This window comes from Sphingomonas sp. LM7 (genome assembly GCF_002002925.1).
GTDB lineage: Bacteria > Pseudomonadota > Alphaproteobacteria > Sphingomonadales > Sphingomonadaceae > Sphingomonas.
Genome location: NZ_CP019511.1, coordinates 2,550,151 through 2,566,717, shown reverse-complemented (window position 1 = coordinate 2,566,717; position 16,567 = coordinate 2,550,151). Strand labels below are relative to the sequence as shown.

Annotated in this window: 19 protein-coding genes; 11 read left to right on the top strand and 8 right to left on the bottom strand. The window is 67.3% G+C overall.

The features are described from left to right. The first annotated feature begins 87 nt into the window (after positions 1-87). Both BXU08_RS11675 and BXU08_RS11670 read left to right on the top strand, forming a co-directional pair. Entirely contained in the window at positions 88-1,932 is a 1,845-nt protein-coding gene (locus tag BXU08_RS11675) for a methyl-accepting chemotaxis protein (RefSeq protein WP_077510214.1), read from the top strand. Between the two features lie 97 nt (positions 1,933-2,029). Beyond that, positions 2,030-3,064, top strand: coding sequence for a DUF2332 domain-containing protein (locus tag BXU08_RS11670; protein ID WP_077510213.1), 1,035 nt, complete (start codon positions 2,030-2,032; stop codon positions 3,062-3,064). 76 nt (positions 3,065-3,140) lie between these two features. On the opposite strand, the gene BXU08_RS11665 is transcribed toward BXU08_RS11670, so the two are convergent. Further along, entirely contained in the window at positions 3,141-3,491 is a 351-nt protein-coding gene (locus tag BXU08_RS11665; RefSeq protein ID WP_171982501.1) for a DUF3060 domain-containing protein, read from the bottom strand. 74 nt (positions 3,492-3,565) lie between these two features. Beyond that, positions 3,566-4,102, bottom strand: coding sequence for an RNA 2',3'-cyclic phosphodiesterase (gene thpR, locus BXU08_RS11660; RefSeq protein ID WP_077510211.1), 537 nt, complete (start codon positions 4,100-4,102; stop codon positions 3,566-3,568). 113 nt (positions 4,103-4,215) lie between these two features. On the opposite strand from thpR, the gene BXU08_RS11655 reads away from it, so the two are divergent. From BXU08_RS11655 to BXU08_RS11645, 3 genes are all read left to right on the top strand, one after another. After that, positions 4,216-4,968 (top strand): Bax inhibitor-1/YccA family protein, encoded by a 753-nt coding sequence (locus BXU08_RS11655; RefSeq protein ID WP_077510210.1) that lies wholly within the window; start codon positions 4,216-4,218, stop codon positions 4,966-4,968. A 137-nt stretch (positions 4,969-5,105) separates the two neighbouring features. Next, a complete protein-coding gene (locus BXU08_RS11650) occupies positions 5,106-5,474 on the top strand; it encodes a hypothetical protein (RefSeq protein WP_077510209.1) in 369 nt (122 codons plus the stop codon). Between the two features lie 145 nt (positions 5,475-5,619). Continuing rightward, complete coding sequence (locus BXU08_RS11645) at positions 5,620-6,570, top strand: cation diffusion facilitator family transporter (RefSeq protein WP_077510208.1); 951 nt, start codon at positions 5,620-5,622, stop codon at positions 6,568-6,570. Positions 6,571-6,583: 13 nt separating this feature from the next. On the opposite strand, the gene BXU08_RS20045 is transcribed toward BXU08_RS11645, so the two are convergent. The 3 genes from BXU08_RS20045 to BXU08_RS11635 form a co-directional block, all read right to left on the bottom strand. Next, complete coding sequence (locus tag BXU08_RS20045; protein ID WP_171982500.1) at positions 6,584-6,730, bottom strand: hypothetical protein; 147 nt, start codon at positions 6,728-6,730, stop codon at positions 6,584-6,586. A gap of 82 nt (positions 6,731-6,812) precedes the next feature. Beyond that, positions 6,813-7,010, bottom strand: coding sequence for a hypothetical protein (locus BXU08_RS11640; protein ID WP_253190353.1), 198 nt, complete (start codon positions 7,008-7,010; stop codon positions 6,813-6,815). Positions 7,011-7,080: 70 nt separating this feature from the next. Continuing rightward, positions 7,081-8,391, bottom strand: coding sequence for an amidohydrolase (locus BXU08_RS11635; protein WP_077510207.1), 1,311 nt, complete (start codon positions 8,389-8,391; stop codon positions 7,081-7,083). 168 nt (positions 8,392-8,559) lie between these two features. On the opposite strand from BXU08_RS11635, the gene BXU08_RS11630 reads away from it, so the two are divergent. Continuing rightward, on the top strand, positions 8,560-8,919 hold the full coding sequence (locus BXU08_RS11630; RefSeq protein WP_077510206.1) for an endonuclease domain-containing protein: 360 nt from the start codon (positions 8,560-8,562) through the stop codon (positions 8,917-8,919). A 54-nt stretch (positions 8,920-8,973) separates the two neighbouring features. On the opposite strand, the gene BXU08_RS11625 is transcribed toward BXU08_RS11630, so the two are convergent. The 3 genes from BXU08_RS11625 to BXU08_RS11615 are packed head-to-tail and all read right to left on the bottom strand — an operon-like array spanning position 8,974 to position 11,560. Then, positions 8,974-9,603: a DUF4893 domain-containing protein gene (locus BXU08_RS11625; protein ID WP_366926556.1), complete on the bottom strand. Its 630-nt coding sequence runs from the start codon at positions 9,601-9,603 to the stop codon at positions 8,974-8,976. A 21-nt stretch (positions 9,604-9,624) separates the two neighbouring features. Beyond that, the gene (locus tag BXU08_RS11620) at positions 9,625-10,410 is read right to left on the bottom strand and encodes a 3-hydroxybutyrate dehydrogenase (RefSeq protein WP_077510205.1); all 786 of its coding nucleotides are present in this window, start codon (positions 10,408-10,410) and stop codon (positions 9,625-9,627) included. A gap of 13 nt (positions 10,411-10,423) precedes the next feature. Next, on the bottom strand, positions 10,424-11,560 hold the full coding sequence (locus BXU08_RS11615) for a patatin-like phospholipase family protein (RefSeq protein WP_077510204.1): 1,137 nt from the start codon (positions 11,558-11,560) through the stop codon (positions 10,424-10,426). A gap of 200 nt (positions 11,561-11,760) precedes the next feature. On the opposite strand from BXU08_RS11615, the gene BXU08_RS11610 reads away from it, so the two are divergent. From BXU08_RS11610 to BXU08_RS11590, 5 genes are all read left to right on the top strand, one after another. Further along, the gene (locus BXU08_RS11610) at positions 11,761-12,639 is read left to right on the top strand and encodes a neutral zinc metallopeptidase (protein WP_077510203.1); all 879 of its coding nucleotides are present in this window, start codon (positions 11,761-11,763) and stop codon (positions 12,637-12,639) included. A 92-nt stretch (positions 12,640-12,731) separates the two neighbouring features. Then, on the top strand, positions 12,732-13,811 hold the full coding sequence (locus tag BXU08_RS11605; protein WP_077510202.1) for a YjgN family protein: 1,080 nt from the start codon (positions 12,732-12,734) through the stop codon (positions 13,809-13,811). Then, complete coding sequence (locus BXU08_RS11600) at positions 13,795-14,883, top strand: M48 family metallopeptidase (RefSeq protein WP_077510201.1); 1,089 nt, start codon at positions 13,795-13,797, stop codon at positions 14,881-14,883. Before BXU08_RS11605 ends, BXU08_RS11600 begins: the two co-directional genes overlap by 17 nt. Before the next feature lie 190 nt (positions 14,884-15,073). Next, complete coding sequence (locus BXU08_RS11595; protein ID WP_077510200.1) at positions 15,074-15,826, top strand: alpha/beta hydrolase; 753 nt, start codon at positions 15,074-15,076, stop codon at positions 15,824-15,826. After that, a complete protein-coding gene (locus BXU08_RS11590; RefSeq protein ID WP_077510199.1) occupies positions 15,808-16,557 on the top strand; it encodes a tetratricopeptide repeat protein in 750 nt (249 codons plus the stop codon). Before BXU08_RS11595 ends, BXU08_RS11590 begins: the two co-directional genes overlap by 19 nt. The last annotated feature ends 10 nt before the right edge of the window (positions 16,558-16,567 follow it).

Here is a 16,567-nt window from a genome sequence, read left to right as displayed (position 1 = left end):
TTTCCGGCTGCGGCAAGCCGCCCATCGGGGGCGGCGTAACACTTTGCGGCGGCGACGGCCGCCATCTGGCTGAAGGCTAGGAAAAACATGTTCAAGGCTATGAAAATACCCAAGAAGCTGGGCCTGTCGTTCCTGACGATCTGCGCGACTGCAGCGATCGTGATGGGGGTGTTCTTCACCAGCATCACGTCGATCCGCAGCTCGACCGACCAAAGCAACCTCAGCCAGTCGATCCACGCCAAGACGCAGGCGCTGGAAACCTCGCTGCTGCGCCAGAACAGCCAGTTCCGCGGGTTCCTGGTGACGGCAGACGAGACCTATCTCAAATCGTATGACGAGGGTCGCGACGATTACGACAAGACCTCGACCGAGCTCGAGGAGATCCTGGTCGATCCGGTGCAGGAAGCCGCCTTGCTCAAGTCGCGCGAGGAAACCCTCAAGTGGCGCAAGGAATGGGGCGACCGGCTGATCGCCAAGGTCAAGGCAGGCCAGCAGGAAGCCGCCGAGGCCGATGTGCGCGCCGCCGGCAAGGCCGTGCTGACCAGCGCCGCGGTGCTGCCGCTGCGCGAGATCAAGGACGCCCAGACCAAGCTGATCGAGGATAATGGCGCGAGCCAGCAGACCGCGATCAAGACCGCGCTGATGGTGCTCGCGATCGGCGCGCTGGCGCTGATCGGCATCGCCATCACCCTCGCGGTGATGCTGACCGGCCTGATCGCCCGTCCGATTTCGGGGCTGACCCGCAGCATGGCCGATCTGGCCGCAGGCAAGAACGACATCGCCGTGCCCGACACCGATCGCGGCGACGAGCTGGGCGACATGGCCCGCGCGGTGCTGGTGTTCCGCGACGCCGCAGTCGCCAAGCATGCCGCCGAAGCCGCCAGTGCGCGCGCCGAGGCCGAGCAGAAGATGGTCGTCGAGACGGTGTCGTCGCAGCTCTCCGAGCTCGCCAACGGCAACCTCACGGCGCAGATCACCCGCGACTTCCCGGGCGATTATGCCGCGGTGAAGACCAACTTCAACGCCGCAGTGGGCGAGCTTCGCAACCTGATCGGCACGGTGATGGAAAGCGCGATCTCGATCCGCTCGGGCTCGGGCGAGATCGCCCAGGCCTCCGAGGATCTGGCGCGCCGTACCGAAGCCAATGCCGCGAGCCTGGAGGAAACTTCGGCAGCGGTGACGCAGATGGACGGCCGCCTCAAGGCGACGGCCGCTTCGGCCGGCCGCACCGTCGAGCGTGCCGACGGCGCCATCGCCACAGTCTCGGGCGGCCGTGCGGTCGCCGACGAAGCGGTCCAGGCGATGAGCCGGGTTGCCGACGGTGCCAAGGGCATCGACAGCGTCATCGAGGGTCTCGACAAGATCGCGTTCCAGACGCGGGTTCTCGCGATGAACGCCGCGGTCGAAGCCGGCCGTGCGGGTGAAGCGGGCCGCGGGTTCGCGGTCGTCGCCGATCTCGTCTCGGCGCTCGCGATGCGCTCGGAAGAGGAAGCGGCGCGTGCTCGCGACCAGCTGACTTCGACGCAGAGCGACATCGTCGCTGCGGTGGAGATGGTTCAGAAGGTCGACAGCGCACTCGCCAATATCTCGGGCGATGTGGGCGAAGTCCATGCGCTGCTCGGCGAGATGGCCAGCGACAACCAGGCCCAGTCGACTGCGATCACCGAGATCAGCATCGCGATCGGGACGATGGACCAGTCGACTCAGCAGAATGCCGCGATGGTCGAAGAGACCTCGGCCGCTGCGCGCAACCTGAGCAGCGAAGTCGCTGCACTGAGCGAGCAGGCGTCGCGGTTCAACGTCGGCAATGGCGGCGCGCCGCGGGTGAGCAAGACCCAGGCGCGCTTCGAGGGTCCGGTCAAGCCGCTCCCCGCCGCCGCAGTCGGCGCGCTGAAGCGGACCAACGGCGGCGACGACTGGGCGTCGTTCTGAGCAGGTGCCGAGCCGCCGCTTCGCGTTCGGAGCGGCGGCCCGAAGCTCGATTTCGCGTGATTTTTCGTCGGACCGCGCATCCGGCGACCGGAGGAATATGACCGACAATCTTGCGGCCCGGGGCGAATTCACGCGCCAGGCGGATATCGCGCGCGCACTCGGCTCGCCTTTCGTCGCCTCGGTGCTCGAAGCCGGCGAGCGGCACATCCGCCGCGCCCCGCGCACCGCCGCATTGATCGAGACCTGGCCGGGGGATCCCTCGGCAGCGGCACTGGCGATGCGCTTCAACGCCGCGATCCATGCGCTGGCGCGGCGCGGGCGGCCGCTGCGGCTCGAAACGCTCTACAAGCGCCAGCATGACGATTTCGACGGGGCGATCGGCGCGGCGCTCGACGCCGAGGACGATTTCATCGCGCACTGGATGCGCCAGCCGACCCAGACCAACGAAGTCAATCGCGCCGCGGCGATCCTCTCCGCGCTGATGGTGGCGAACGAGCGCTTCGGCCTGCCGTTCGAACTGCTCGAACTGGGGTCGAGCGCCGGGCTCAACCTCAACCTGGCACGCTATGGCTATGATCTGGGCGGGGTGCCGGCGGGCACGCTGGGCTCGACGGTGCAGATCGCGCCGACCTGGCACGGCGCGCCGCCGCCCGAAGCGGCGGTGGACGTGCTGGCGGCGCTCGGCGTCGATCTCCATCCGCTCGACGTGGCGGACGAGGCGACGCGCGACCGGCTGCTGTCGTTCGTCTTCGCCGATCAGCCCGCGCGCGCCGAGCGGCTGCAGAACGCGATCGCGCTGGCGCAGCGCCATCCGCCGCGGATCGCGCGCGCGGATGCGGTGTCATGGCTGGCCGAGCAGCTGGCTTTGCCGCAGGACGCCGGACGCTGCCGCGCAGTGTTCCACTCGATGGTGCTGCAATATCTGAGCGATGACGACCGCAAGGCCGCGACCGACCTGATCGCCGCGGCCGGCGCGCGCGCCACGCCCAAGCGGCCGCTGGCGTGGGTCAGCTTCGAATGGACGGCGAACCGCAGCGAGGTCCAGCTGTGGCTGACCTGCTGGCCAAGCGGTGAAGCGCGGCACCTCGCCACCTGTCATCCCTATGGCGCGTGGATCGACTGGCACGGGTGACGCCCGCGCGATCTGATCCCGCTTCTTTCCGACGCGAGAAGGCCGGGATGACGAAGGAGGAAGTGAAGTCTGCAGCCTAGCGCTGGCGGGAGATGCGGTTGCCGGCGCCGGTGACGCTCAGGCGCGGCTTTGCGGTGCCCGGCGCGCGCCAGCGGATTTCATTGTCGGCGCCTACCACCTGGATTCGCGAGGCTTGGGCGAGATCGACGGTGATGCGATTGCCCGCGCCGGTGACGGTCAGGCTGGTGCATGCGCCGGTGATCGTCAGGATGTTGCTCGCGCCTTCGATCGTGGCGGCAGCGCCGTCGCAATCGAGTTCCGACTCCTCGCCGGCGCCGGTGAACTCGGCTTGCGCCTGGGCCGGCATCGCGACGAAGAACGCAGCCGGGACCGCGCCTAGCACCATCACATTTCGAAAATTCCGCATCCTCATCCTTTCGCTCGTTACGCAGCCGCAAGGGTACGCGTGGCCGGAAAAGAGGTTCCCTAAATCGGCCTTCCTCACCCTCGCAGCGGATAGCGCTCTACGGCTTCGTAGACCGCGCCCTGGCTGCCCAGCGTGCTTTCGAACAGCAGGAAGTGATCGAGCGTGAAGAGCGCGCCGGCGAGGCCGGCATGGGTTTCGAGGAAGCGATCGGTGGGGCCGGCAGAAGCGTTCATCCGGGCGAGGGTGATGTGCGGCAGATATGCCCGGCCCTCGGGCGCGAGACCGCAGCGGACCAGCGCCTGATCGACCTTCTTGTGGAGCCCGGCGAGTGCGTCGTGCGGGCGCAGCCCGGCCCAGAGCGCATTGGGGCGGCCGCGGCTGTCGAACTGGCCGACGCCGTCGAGCGCGACGTCGATCGGCGGATAGTGGATATTGGACAGCGCGATCGCGACATCCTCGGCAAGCGGGCGTTCGACTTCGCCGATGAAGCGCAGCGTGGTGTGGAGCTGGGCATCGTCCTGCCAGCGGGCGCCGGTGACCCCGCCCATCAGCGCGAGAAGGCGCTCGCGGACCGCGCGCGGGGGACGAAGGCCGACGAACAGGCGGTGCATGGCGCGGGGTTTAACCGCGATCCCGCGGCCCGCCCACCGGTTTTGCTTGAAAAGGACCGGTTCAGGAACGATATTCAGCGCATCCGGCACACGGCCGGGCAAAGGAGTTTACAATGGCGAATTGGTCTGACCCCCGGACTGGCGCGGCCTATGCGGCGACCGACGTACGCGCCGACGCGTATGACGCGGGTCTCCGGGCCTATATGCTGTCGGTCTACAACTACATGCTCTCGGGCGTGCTGCTCACTGCGATCATTTCGATGGTGGTCGGCAATTCGAGCCTGATCGAGCTGATCGTGCAGCAGAATGCGAACGGCGGCTATTCGCCGACGATGCTGGGCTGGATCGTCACGCTGTCGCCGCTGGCGATCGTGTTCGCGATGAGCTTTGGCCAGGAGCGCATGTCGGAAGGCACGCTCAAGACGCTGTTCTTCGTCTATGCCGGGCTGATGGGCGCGTCGCTCTCGACGATCTTCATGGCCTATACCGCCACGTCGATCGCGGGCGTGTTCTTCGCCACCGCGGCGGGCTTCGCCGGCCTCAGCCTCTATGGCTACACCACCAAGAAGGACCTGTCGGGCTTCGGCACCTTCCTGATCATGGGCCTGATCGGCCTGATCGTGGCGTCGATCGTCAACCTGTTCCTCCAGTCGGGCACGATGGGCCTGGTGATCAGCGCGATCGGCGTGCTGATCTTCGCCGGCCTGACCGCCTATGACACGCAGAAGATCAAGAGCATCTATGCGCACGTCGCCGGCACGGAGATGCAGGGCAAGGTCGCGATCATGGGGGCGCTGAACCTCTATCTCGACTTCATCAACATGTTCCTGTTCCTGCTGCGCCTGTTCGGCAGCTCGCGCGACTAAGTCCGCGGCACAGCGAACCCAAGATACGGCCCGGCGGCACTCCCGCCGGGCCGTTTTTGTGTGCGGTATGTTTCCGAGCGCGGAACGCGAATCGCACGGCGGTCGTTTCAGTCAGGCAACGCTCAGGAGAGTGAATCATGAATGCGAACGCGATCGACCCGGCGATGGACAGGATGTCGGTGGCACCGGGACCCGACGATGCAGAAGCGGGCAGCAATGTCGCCAACGAGCGCCCCGCGCCCGTCGGCTCGGCGGATGCCGGCACCGACAAGTCCATCGTAGAGCGGCTGGAACGCAATCCCGAGAGCAAGGAGGCGCGGCTGGACCGCGCGCTCGATGAATCGATGGATGCGTCGGATCCGCCCGCTTCGACCCAGCCGGTGCACAACCATGCGCCGCCCGAAAGCTCGGGCTATGACGCCAAGGCCGAGGAAAAGCTGGCCGCAGGGCCGGCCGGCACCAAGGGTATCATCGGCAAGGTGATGCACAAGCTCGGGCTGGACTGAGGCACTTTCTCCTCCCGATAGAGGGGGAGCGCCCGAGGCGTCGGAAGGGCCTTTTCCACGAACCTATTGCTCGCGGAGAGGCCCCTCCGTCGGCTTCGCTGCCACCTCCCCCGGTTCCCGGGGAAGGATTTTTGGGAGCTCGTTGATGGCTGCGTCTCCCGCGTCGGGCTGGCGCGCCAATATCGTTCTTTATGCCGCGCTGGCGGCCAATCTCGGGATCGCCGTCGCCAAGTTCGTGGCGGCGGCGATCACCGGTTCGTCGTCGATGCTCACCGAAGGCGTGCACAGCCTCGTCGACAGCGGCAACCAGGGGCTGCTGCTCTATGGTCAGCATCGCGCCAAGCAGCCGCCCGACGCCGAACATCCGTTCGGCTATGGCCGCGAACTTTACTTCTGGGCGTTCGTCGTCGCGATCCTGATCTTCGGGCTGGGCGCGGGCGTCTCGATCTATGAGGGCTGGAAGCACGTCGCCGCGCCCGAGCCGCTACATAATCCGCTGGTCAATTACATCGTGCTGGCAGTCGCCGTGGCGCTGGAAGGGACGAGCTGGGGCATAGCGCTCAAGGAGTTCGCCGCAGCCAAGGGCGAGATGGGCTGGTGGGCGGCAGTGCGCGAGTCGAAGGATCCCGCGGCGTTCATCGTGTTGTTCGAGGATTCGGCGGCGCTTGCCGGGCTTTTCGTTGCCGGCATCGGCATATGGGCGAGCCATCACTGGGGCGATCCGCGGATCGACGGGGTGGCGTCGATCGCGATCGGCTGCATCCTCGCCGCAGTGGCGATCCTGCTGGCGCGCGAAGCCAAGGGGCTGCTGATCGGCGAGCGCGCCAATCCGCAGGTGGTCGCCTGCGTGTGGACGATCCTCGACCGCGAGCCGCGAATCATGCGGGTCAATCATGTCCGTACGATCCATACCGGCCCCGACCGGGTGTTCGTCGCAGTCAGCGCCGATTTCGACGATGCGCTGACGATGGGCGAGGGCGAGGCGCTGATCGAGCGCATCGAGCAGGAGCTCAAGGCGGCGCTGCCAATGCTGTCGTCCATCTATATCCGCCCGGAAAAGGCCGAGGATGCCCCGGCGATCGCCGCAGTGGGCTGAAGCGCGGCGGCGGCTAGCGGAAGCGCGGACCCTCGGCGACCATGCGTTCGTAGCGTTCGGCCATGACGAGATGCGCGTGGCGCGCCACCGGATGTTGCTGGCGTTGCGCGGCTTCGCGCTCGCGGTGTGCGCGTTTCTGGAAATAGGCCGACTCGGGCAAGTAGTTTTCCATCGCAGTCCAAGAGTGCCACAGCTCTTGCGCGGTACAAGCGAATAGTAGGTACGACGCCGTACCGATCGACCTAGATGGTTTTCACATGTCCTTCTTCGGGACGGCTGGCGCGCAGTCCCGATGCGGCATCGGCTTCGTCGATTGCGCGCAGCAAGTCTTCGAACTTGCCGTCGTCGGATACCGGAAAGCAGCGACTAAAGCCACTTCCGAGTCTTTCCAGGTCACGGTTGGTCAATAACCCAACCGCCACGATATGCTCCTGCGCCAATGCCCAAACTCCGGCAAACTCATGTTGCTCTAACGTGAATTAGCCGCGTTTGTGCCAATGGCCGGCAGATTTAGCGCTTCAATATGTCGAGCGCCGCCGCGGTCATCGCTTCGGTGGCGGTGCCGATCACCGCTTCGGCCTCGGGCGCCCAGAACGGACTGTGGAGCGAAGGAAGCGCCGCCTTGCCCGCCTGCGCGGCGTCCCATTTCGCCCTGGGCACGCCGCCGACCCAGAAGATCATGCTCTGGATCGACTTGTCCGCAAGGTAGAAGCGGCCAAAGTCCTCGCCGCCCATCACGGCGGGAGTCTCGACGACGCGATCCTTGCCGAAGCGGCTGGTCCAGAGCGTGTTGAGGCGGCCGGTGAGCGGCTCGGTGTTGAAGGTCGAGGGCGTGCCTTCGTTGCGGACGGTGACGACGGGCATGCGGTCCTCGGGGACGCCTGCGGCGATCGCTTCGCCCTTGGCGATCCGCGCGATGCCGTCGAGCAGGATCTTGCGGACCTCGGGGGTGTAGCTGCGCACGGTGAGCAGCAAGGTCGCTTCCTTGCCGATGATATTGTGGGTGGTGCCGCCCTGGAAACTGCCGACGGTGACGACGGCGGCGTCCTGCGGGTCGATCTCGCGGCTGACCAAGGTCTGGAGCGTGCTGACGATACGCGCGGCGAGGACGATCGGGTCGCGGGTGGTGTTGGGATAGGCGCCGTGCCCGCCGATGCCCTGGACCTTGATGTCGACCGAATCGACATTGGCGAGCGCATAGCCCGAACGCACGCCGATCGTGCCGGCAGGGAGCGAGGCGGCATCGTGGAAGGCCAGCGCGAATTGCGGCTTGGGGAAGCGAGTGAACAGCCCGTCCTCGAGCATCATCCGCGCACCCATGCCGCGCTCCTCGGCGGGCTGGGCGATCATGACGAGCGTGCCCTTCCACTGGCTTTTCATCGCGGCGAGGTTGCGCAGCGTGCCGATCCACGATGCCATGTGCGTGTCGTGGCCGCAGGCGTGCATCACGCCGGTTTCCTGGCCCTCGTCGGTGGTGGCGCGGACTTTGGAAGCGAAGGGAAGGCCGGTGTCTTCGGTGACGGGCAGGCCGTCCATGTCGGCGCGGATCAGCAGGATCGGGCCGGGGCCGTTTTCGAGCACCGCGACGACGCCGGTGCCGCCGACCTTCTCGGTAACCTTGAAGCCTGCCTTGCGCGCCTCGGCGGCGAGCTTGGCGGCGGTCTTGACCTCGTGGAGGCTGAGCTCGGGATTGGCGTGGAAGTCGCGGTAGAAATCCATGAGCTGGGGGAGAGCGGCCTGCGTGGCGTCGCGGACGGGGTCGGCGGCGTAAGCGGGGGCGGCGAGAGTCATGGCGAGGGCTGCCGAGAGGAGGGTGCGCATGGCGGGCAGGTTAGCGGGCGATTGGGGGTTGTCGAGGGGGTTGGTTTGGAGTCCTAGATAGGCCCCCTCCCCGGCTTCGCGAGGGAGGTATCTTATCTATACCTCCCTCGCAGCGCAGCTGCGGGGGAGGGGGACCGCGCCCGCAGGGCGTGGTGGAGGGGGCTAGCCATGAAGCTGAAAGGCTGGAACGAGGCGAGACGTGCGGCCCGAAGTGAGCGGAAAAAGCTCAGCCCGGCGGAGCTCCGGCTGTGGCTGGAGCTCAAGACGGAGCCCGGCGGATATTATTTTCGGCGTCAACACGCGGCAGGGCCGTACCGGCTCGACTTCTACTGCGCGAAAGCCCGATTGTGTGTCGAGATCGATGGTGAAGCGCACGGATTTGGTGATCGGCCGGCGCGGGACGCAGCTCGGGATCGTTGGCTGGAAGCGCGCGGCGTAGCGACGCTGCGGGTGGCCGCTGCTGAGGTGTTCGGGAATTTGGAGGGCGTGCTGGCCCATATCCTCGCCGCAGTCATCGCCCGCGGCTAAGCCCCCTCCGTCATGCTTCGCATGCCACCTCCCCCGCTTCGCGAGGGAGGAATTTTAAGGGGTCGGGACGAGCTCCACGACATCCAGCACCGATTCGAAGCGTGGCTTGGGAAACACCAGCCGCCAGCGCTTGGCGGCGATGCGTTCGACATAGCCGATCATGTCGCGGTCCGCGTCGAGGCCATAGCGCAGCGGGGCGGTTTCGTCGCCGAGCACCAACGTGCCGAGGAACACCTGGCGCGTCGCCTCGTCGGGGAAGATCAGGCCGGTGGGGCGCTGCGAGCCGGTGATCTTGTGCAGGCTCTTCACTTCGCCTTCGTCAGCGACGCGGCAGTCGAACCACGGATAGGCAGTGAAATCGCGCATCGCGGTGCCGCGGCCGCCCAGCTTGAAGGTACGGCAGCGGTAATTGCCCTGCGGCAGCGCCGCGTCGGGAAGTGCGCGATCCGGATCGAACAGCAGCGGCTCCGCGGCGACTGCCCTGGCGTCGGCCTTGCGCGCCAAGGGGAGCGCCTCGTCCCATGCCTTGCGCCAGTCGCGCATGCGGTCGCGGTCGGCGCTGGTGGCGACGCGCTGCCAGCGGACATTGGTCGACGGCATCGGCGAAGTCGCTTCGCGGTAGACGCTGCAGCCCGTCAGGCCCAGCGCGAGGGCAGCAGCGACGGGCAGCATCCACTTCATCATCGATCCCCTTTTGATGCCGGCTTAGGCCGCCGTCCAGCCGCCATCCATCGAATAATTGGCCCCGGTGATCGCCGCGGCCTCGTCCCGGCACAGGAATAGCGCGAGCGCGGCAACTTGTTCCGGCTGGACGAATTGCTTGGTCGGCTGCGCGTCGAGCAACACGTCGTTTATGACCTGTTCGCGGGTGAGGCCGCGGGTCTTCATCGTGTCGGGGATCTGGTTCTCGACCAGCGGCGTCCAGACATAGCCCGGCGAGATGCAGTTGACCGTGATGCCGTGGGTGGCGACTTCGAGCGCGGCGGTCTTGGTCAGGCCGGCGATGCCGTGTTTGGCAGTGACATAGGCCGATTTGTTGGGGCTGGCGACGAGGCTGTGCGCGCTGGCGGTGGTGATGATCCGGCCCCAGTTGCGCGCCTTCATGCCCGGAATGGCGGCGCGCATCAGGTGGAAGGTCGAGGACAGGTTGATCGCGATGATCGCGTCCCATTTCTCGATCGGGAATTCGTCGATCGGGGCGACGTGCTGGATGCCGGCGTTCGAGATCAGGATATCGACGCTGCCGAGCTCCTTCTCGGCGCGTGCGACCATCGCGGCGATCTGGTCGGGCTTGGACATATCGGCGGCGTCGTACAGCGCCTTCGCGCCGCTGGTGGCTTCGAGCGCGGCGCGTTCGGTCTCGATCGCGGCGGCGTCGCCGAAACCGTTGATCATCACCGAAGCGCCCTCGGCGGCGAGCGTCTTGGCATAAGCGAGGCCGATGCCGGAGGTCGAGCCGGTGACGATTGCGGACTTGCCTTTGAGGAACATGGCGTACTCCTGACTAACGGTGCGTGAGGTCGAAGGCGGCGGTCTTGCCGTCGAGGATGTTGGCCGCGACGAGCTGGGCATTGGCCATGGTCTCGGCGACTGCGGCGCGGCCGGCCTGCCAATGTTCGTGCATGGAGCGCGCGGAGAATTCGAAGTCGCGCGATCCGCCTTCCCAGGCATTGGCGCGATAGATCAGGTGGACGAGGCTGAGCGGCTTCTCGTCGGCGAGAAGGCGCAGCGCTTCGACATCGGAGTCGTCGGCGAGGTCGGCGGGCAGCTTGGCGAGGACGCGGCGGATCGCCTCGCGCTCCTGGCGCAGGCGGAGGCGATCGTCGGAAACCTGGCGGGTGCGGCTGGAGAAGCGGATTTCCTTTTCGCGGGCGAGCACGTCGGTGATCGTACGCGGCAAGTCCGCGGCGGCGGGGAAGAGATCGACCTGGAAGACGAGCGTGTCCGCGCCCTGGCGATCCAAGATATGGGTGAGCGGGGTGTTCGAGACGAGGCCGCCGTCCCAATAGAAGCGTCCGTCGATTTCGATCGGAGGCAGGCCCGGCGGCAGCGCCCCCGAAGCCATGATATGGCGCGCGTCGAGGCGTTCGTCGGCGGTATCGAAATAGCGGAAATTGCCGCTGGCGATGTCGACCGCGCCGACCGAGAGGCGGACCGGGCCGGTGTTGAGCAAGTCCCAGTCGATATGCGCGTCGAGCGTCTGGCGGAGCGGTTCGCTGTCGTAGAAGCTGAGCGCACTCGGGCTGCCGGGAAGCGCGAAGGTGGGCGGGATAGTGCGCGGGCGGAAAAAGCCCGGGACGCCGCCCATCAGCACCGTCGCGGCGGCCCATTCATGGGCGAACTCGCGCGCGGTATCGCTTAGCGGTATTGAGAAATCGGGGAGCGCGCCGGTGACGCCTTCCCAGAAGGCGCGGATCGCGGCGAGGCGCGTTTCAGGCGGATTGCCGGCGAACAGCGCGGCGTTGACGGCGCCGATCGAGATGCCGGCGACCCAATCCACTTCGATGCGCGCGTCGCCGAGCCCTTCGATCACGCCGGCCTGGTAGCTGCCCAGCGCGCCGCCGCCCTGCAGCACCAACGCGACGCAGTCCGGCAGCGGCAGGCCCGGGACGCGGCGCGGGCGGGGTTCGGCGTCGGCCATGGCCGCGATGTGGGACATTGCGGCGCGAAGGGCAATGCACGCTTTTGTATGACAGCGGTCGAAGGTGGGCCGTCTACCGACGGCCCCCCTCTGTCGCCTTGGGCGCCCCATCCCCCGCTTCGCGAGGGAGGATTGGAAGAGCGTGCAACGCTCGGGCTTCTCGCGCATTGTTGCGGGGACCGAACGATGAAGGGATTCCCATGCGGCTCGACGATCTCGACCCCACCGACAATGCGCGCGACTGGGGTTCGGGCGGCGGCGGAGGCGGCGGCTTCGGGCTGCTCGGCCTGTTGCCGCTGCTGCTCGGGCGCGGGCTGGGCTGCGGCGGCGTCGCACTGCTCGGGATCGGCGCGCTGATCTATTTCGCGGTGATGGGCGGCGGCGGGCTGCTCGGCGGCGGCGGCACGCAGACCGCACCGGGTCAGACCCAGGGCGCGGCCAAGGCGTGCGACACGCAGGCGGAGCTGTTCGCCTGCCGGGTGATGACCAGCACCGAGCAGGTGTGGAGCCAGGTGTTCGCCGAACAGGGCCAGCGCTACCAGCCCGCGACGATCAACTTCTTCACGGGATCGGTCCAGTCGGCATGCGGCCAGGCATCGGCCGCGGTCGGCCCCTTTTACTGCCCGGGCGACCAGGGGGTGTTCCTCGACACCGGCTTCTTCGACGAGCTCGACAAGCGGTTCGGCGCGAAGGGCGATTTCGCCCGCGCCTATGTCGTCGGGCACGAAGTGGGCCACCATATCCAGAATCTCGAAGGCACCTCGGCCAAGGTCAGCCAGGCGCAGGGGCGTGCCTCGCGCACCGAGGGCAACAAGCTGTCGGTGCTGCTCGAGCTGCAGGCGGATTGCTATGCCGGCGTCTGGGCCAAGCGCAGCGGGCGGCTGGAAACGGGCGATATCGAGGAAGGCATGGCGGCGGCGAACGCGATCGGCGACGATACCCTCCAGCGCCAGGGTCAGGGCGAAGTGGTGCCCGACAGCTTCACCCACGGCAGCTCGGCCCAGCGCAAGCAATGGCTGCAGCGCGGGCTGGAGAGCGGCGATCCGGCGGCGTGCAACACCTTCGATGCCCGGATGTGAGACGATCGCGCCGCAAATCGTCGCGAATGCGCGGCGATAAGGGTTGACGATGCCCCCTTCGCTCGGCTCCATTCCGGGCAAGGGGGACTTTCATGGATCAGGAAGATGCGGGCGCGCGCGCGTTCGAATTTCACGGCAGCTGGCGCGAATTCGCACCGATCGCCTTCACCAATCTGCTGCTGTCGATCGTCACGCTCGGGATCTACACCTTCTGGGCAAAGGCACGCGAGCGGCACTATCTGTGGAGCCAGACGCGCTTCATCGACGACCGGCTGGAATGGACCGGCACCGGGCTGGAGCTGTTCATCGGCTATGTGATGGCATTCTTCCTGTTCATCGTGCCGCTGGGGCTGATCCAGTTCGCGATCCAGGCTCTGGCGATCCGCGGCGAGGATGGGCTGGCCGGGTTGCTGATCGTGATATTCTACCTTGGCTTCCTGTATCTGGTGGGCGTCGCGATCTATCGTGCGCTGCGTTACCGGCTTAGCCGCACTTATTGGCACGGGATTCGCGGCGGCAGCGACGATCAGGGCTTCGGCTATGCGCTGTCGCATCTGTGGAAGACGATCGTCGGCTCGCTGGTGCTCGGCCTGCTCGTCCCCTGGGCGATGGTCAATCTGTGGAACGAGCGCTGGAACCGGATGAGCTTCGGGCCATACCAGTTCCAGTCGGGCGCGCGCGTCACCGAAGCAGTGATGCTGCGCTACCTGCTATATTATCTGGTGCCGATCGTGTTGTTCATCGGCGGCATCGTGCTGGTGTTCACGGTCGGCCCGGCAATGGCCAATTCGCCCGAGGGCGCGCAGGCGGCGCTGATTATCTTCCTGGTAGTCGGCTATATCGGCTTCTTCGTCGTGCTCGGGCTGATCGCACTGACCTTCTACGCAGCCTATTTCCGCGAAGTGGTCAGCAAGCTGTCGCTCGGCGGGCTGGACTTCGAGTTCGGCGCGCGCACCAAGGACTGGCTGATGCTGTTCCTGGGCAATGTCGCATTGGTGGTGTGCACGCTCGGCATCGGGGCGATCTTCCTGGGCTACCGCAACTGGGCGTTCTTCGTGCGCCACATGCAGGCCTATGGCACGCTCGACTTGGACGACTTCACGCAATCGACGACGCGCGAGCCCAAGCAAGGCGAGGGGCTGCTGGATGCATTCGATGTCGGCGCCTTCTGATTCCGACGGCCCAGTCCGCGTCTGGCACTATGACGGCGCCAGCGGAGTCCGCCGCGAGCCGCTGATGGTGCCGGCCGGCGACGGCTTCGTTCTGGCCGAGCATGGCCGCGAGGACGGACCCTATGCGTTCGAGGACCTCGTCGCGCAGGGCGTGGTCGATGGCGCGCCGCGCTATGGGCTCAAGAAGCGGCCGGGGTGGAGCGTGACCTTTCCCGGGCCGATGCCCGCCGGGATCGCCACGCGGCTGCCCGGCGCGCGGCGCTATGGCGGGATGATCGACCGGATCGGGCTGTGGCCGGCAGTGGGCGCGTTCACCGCGGTCTCGGCGCTGGTGATCGCGGTGCTCATGACGGTGCCCTCGCTGGTCGCGCGGATGATCCCGCGCTCGGTCGAGGCGCGGATGGGCGCTCTGATGGTCGGCGATTTCGGCGAGCGTGCGTGCACCGATCCGGAGGGCATGGCGGCACTGCAGGCGATGGCGACGCGGATGCAGATGCGCGAGGGCGTTGACCTGCGCGTGGTCGACGTGCCGATGGTCAATGCCGTGACGCTGCCGGGCGGGCATGTCGTGCTGTTCAGCGGGCTGCTCAAACAGGCTTCGTCGCCCGACGAAGTGGCCGGGGTGCTCGCGCACGAGCTGGGGCATGTCGAGAACCGCGACGTGCTCGAATCGCTGGTGCGGCAATTGGGGTTGAGCGTGGTGCTGGGCGGGCTGGACGGCAATGTCGGCGGCTATACCAACGCTTTGCTCTCGGCGAGCTATTCGCGCGGGGCGGAGACGCGGGCGGACGCCTTTGCGATCGACGCGCTGCGGCAGGCGCAGGTCTCGCCGCACGCGACTGCGGCATTCTTTCAGCGGCTGTCGAAGAGCGAGATCAAGGTGAAGGGCGCCGATGCACTGCTCGGCTATATGGCGAGCCACCCGATGTCGTCCGAGCGCGAGCGGCGGTTTGCGGCGAGCGCGGGCAAGGCGGGATACACGCCGGTGCTCGACGGCGCGCAGTGGCAGGCGCTGAAGGGGATTTGCGGCGCGGGTTCGGGCGAGTGGAAGCGCAGCCGGCTTGGGTTTTAGGACAAATCAGAAGTAGATCCCCCTCCCTGCAGGGGAGGGGTTAGGAATGGGTCCAGCGTCGATAGGGTCGACGCTTAGATGCTCGGCGAGGAGTCTCTTGGGCGCGCAGACGCGCGCACCCCCAGCCCCTCCCTTGCAGGGAGGGGAGCTAGAGATTGCCCGCCGCGCCCGACGCCCCTAATCCCTGCGCATGACCGATACCCCCGAAGCACCCGCGCCCGAGCGGCCCAAACTCGCCTATCGCCACACGCCCGGACGCGGGCCGACGATCGTGTTCCTGTGCGGCTATGCTTCGGACATGAATGGCACCAAGGCGCTGGCGCTGCAGCAATGGGCGCAGCGCAGCGGCCGCGCGTTCCTGCGCTTCGACTATGCCGGCTGCGGCGAAAGCGAAGGCGAATTCGAGGATCAGACCCTCGCGCTGTGGCGCGACGATGCGCTGCGGGTGATCGATGCGGTGGTGCAGGGACCGGTGGTGCTGGTCGGATCGTCGATGGGCGGCTGGGTGATGCTGATGCTCGCCAAGTCGCGGCCCGAGCTGGTCGCGGGAATGGTGGGGATCGCGGCGGCGCCCGACTTCACCGACTGGGGTTTCACTCAGGCCGAAAAGCTGACGATCCTGCAATATGGCTGGATCGAGAAGCCCAACGACTATGGCGACGCGCCGACGGTTACGACGCGCGGCTTCTGGGCGTCGGGCGAGGCCAATCGGGTGATGATCGGGCCGATCGCATTCGACGGGCCGGTGCGGCTGCTCCAGGGGCAGCGCGACAAGGAAGTGCCGTGGGAACGCGCTGCGCGGCTCGCCGAGCTGATCCGTTCAGATGCAGTGCAGACGGTGCTGGTCAAGGACGGCGACCACCGGCTCTCGCGCGATTCCGATCTCGCGCTGATCCTCCGGTCTGTCGAGGACGTGCTATCCCTATGTTCTTCTTCCTCCTGAGCCTTCAGGCCGCGACCACCGCGGCGCCCCCGGTTGGGCAGGAGCCGCCGCGCTATGCCGAGTGCATGGACCTCGCGACCGGCGATCCTTCGCAGGGCGTGGCGGCGGCGAGCAAGTGGCGCGTCGAGGGTGGCGGCATGCTGGCGCGGCAATGCCTGGGCGTCGCCTATGCCAACCAGAAGCGCTGGCCCTCGGCGGCGGCGGCGTTCGAGGAAGCCGCGCGCGAGGCCGAGAGCGCGCACGATATCCGCTCGTCCAATTACTGGGCGCAGGCGGGCAACGCCTGGCTGGCCGCCGGCGACCCGGTCAAGGCGCGTGCGGCGCTCGACGCGGCGCTGGCGACCGGGTTGTTGCGCGGGCTGGCGCTGGGCGAGGCGCGGCTGGATCGCGCGCGGGTGCTGGTCGCGGCGGGCGACATGGACGGTGCGCGGAGCGATCTGGATCGCGCGCTGGCCGATGCCAAGGCCGATCCGCTGGCCTGGCTGCTCTCGGCGACGCTGGCGCGGCGGCAGGGCGATCTTGTGCGGGCCAAGGCCGACATCACCGAGGCGCTGCAGCGCGCCGGCGACGATGCGCAGGTTCAGCTGGAGGCAGGCAATATCGCCGCGAGCGCGGGCGACGAAGCGGGCGCGCGGGCGGCATGGGGCCGGGTGCTGGAACTGGCGCCGGGGAGCCCCTCGGCGGAATCAGCGCGCAAGGCGCTGGCGCAGTTCGGGGCGAGCGAGCGATAAGCGAAAATTC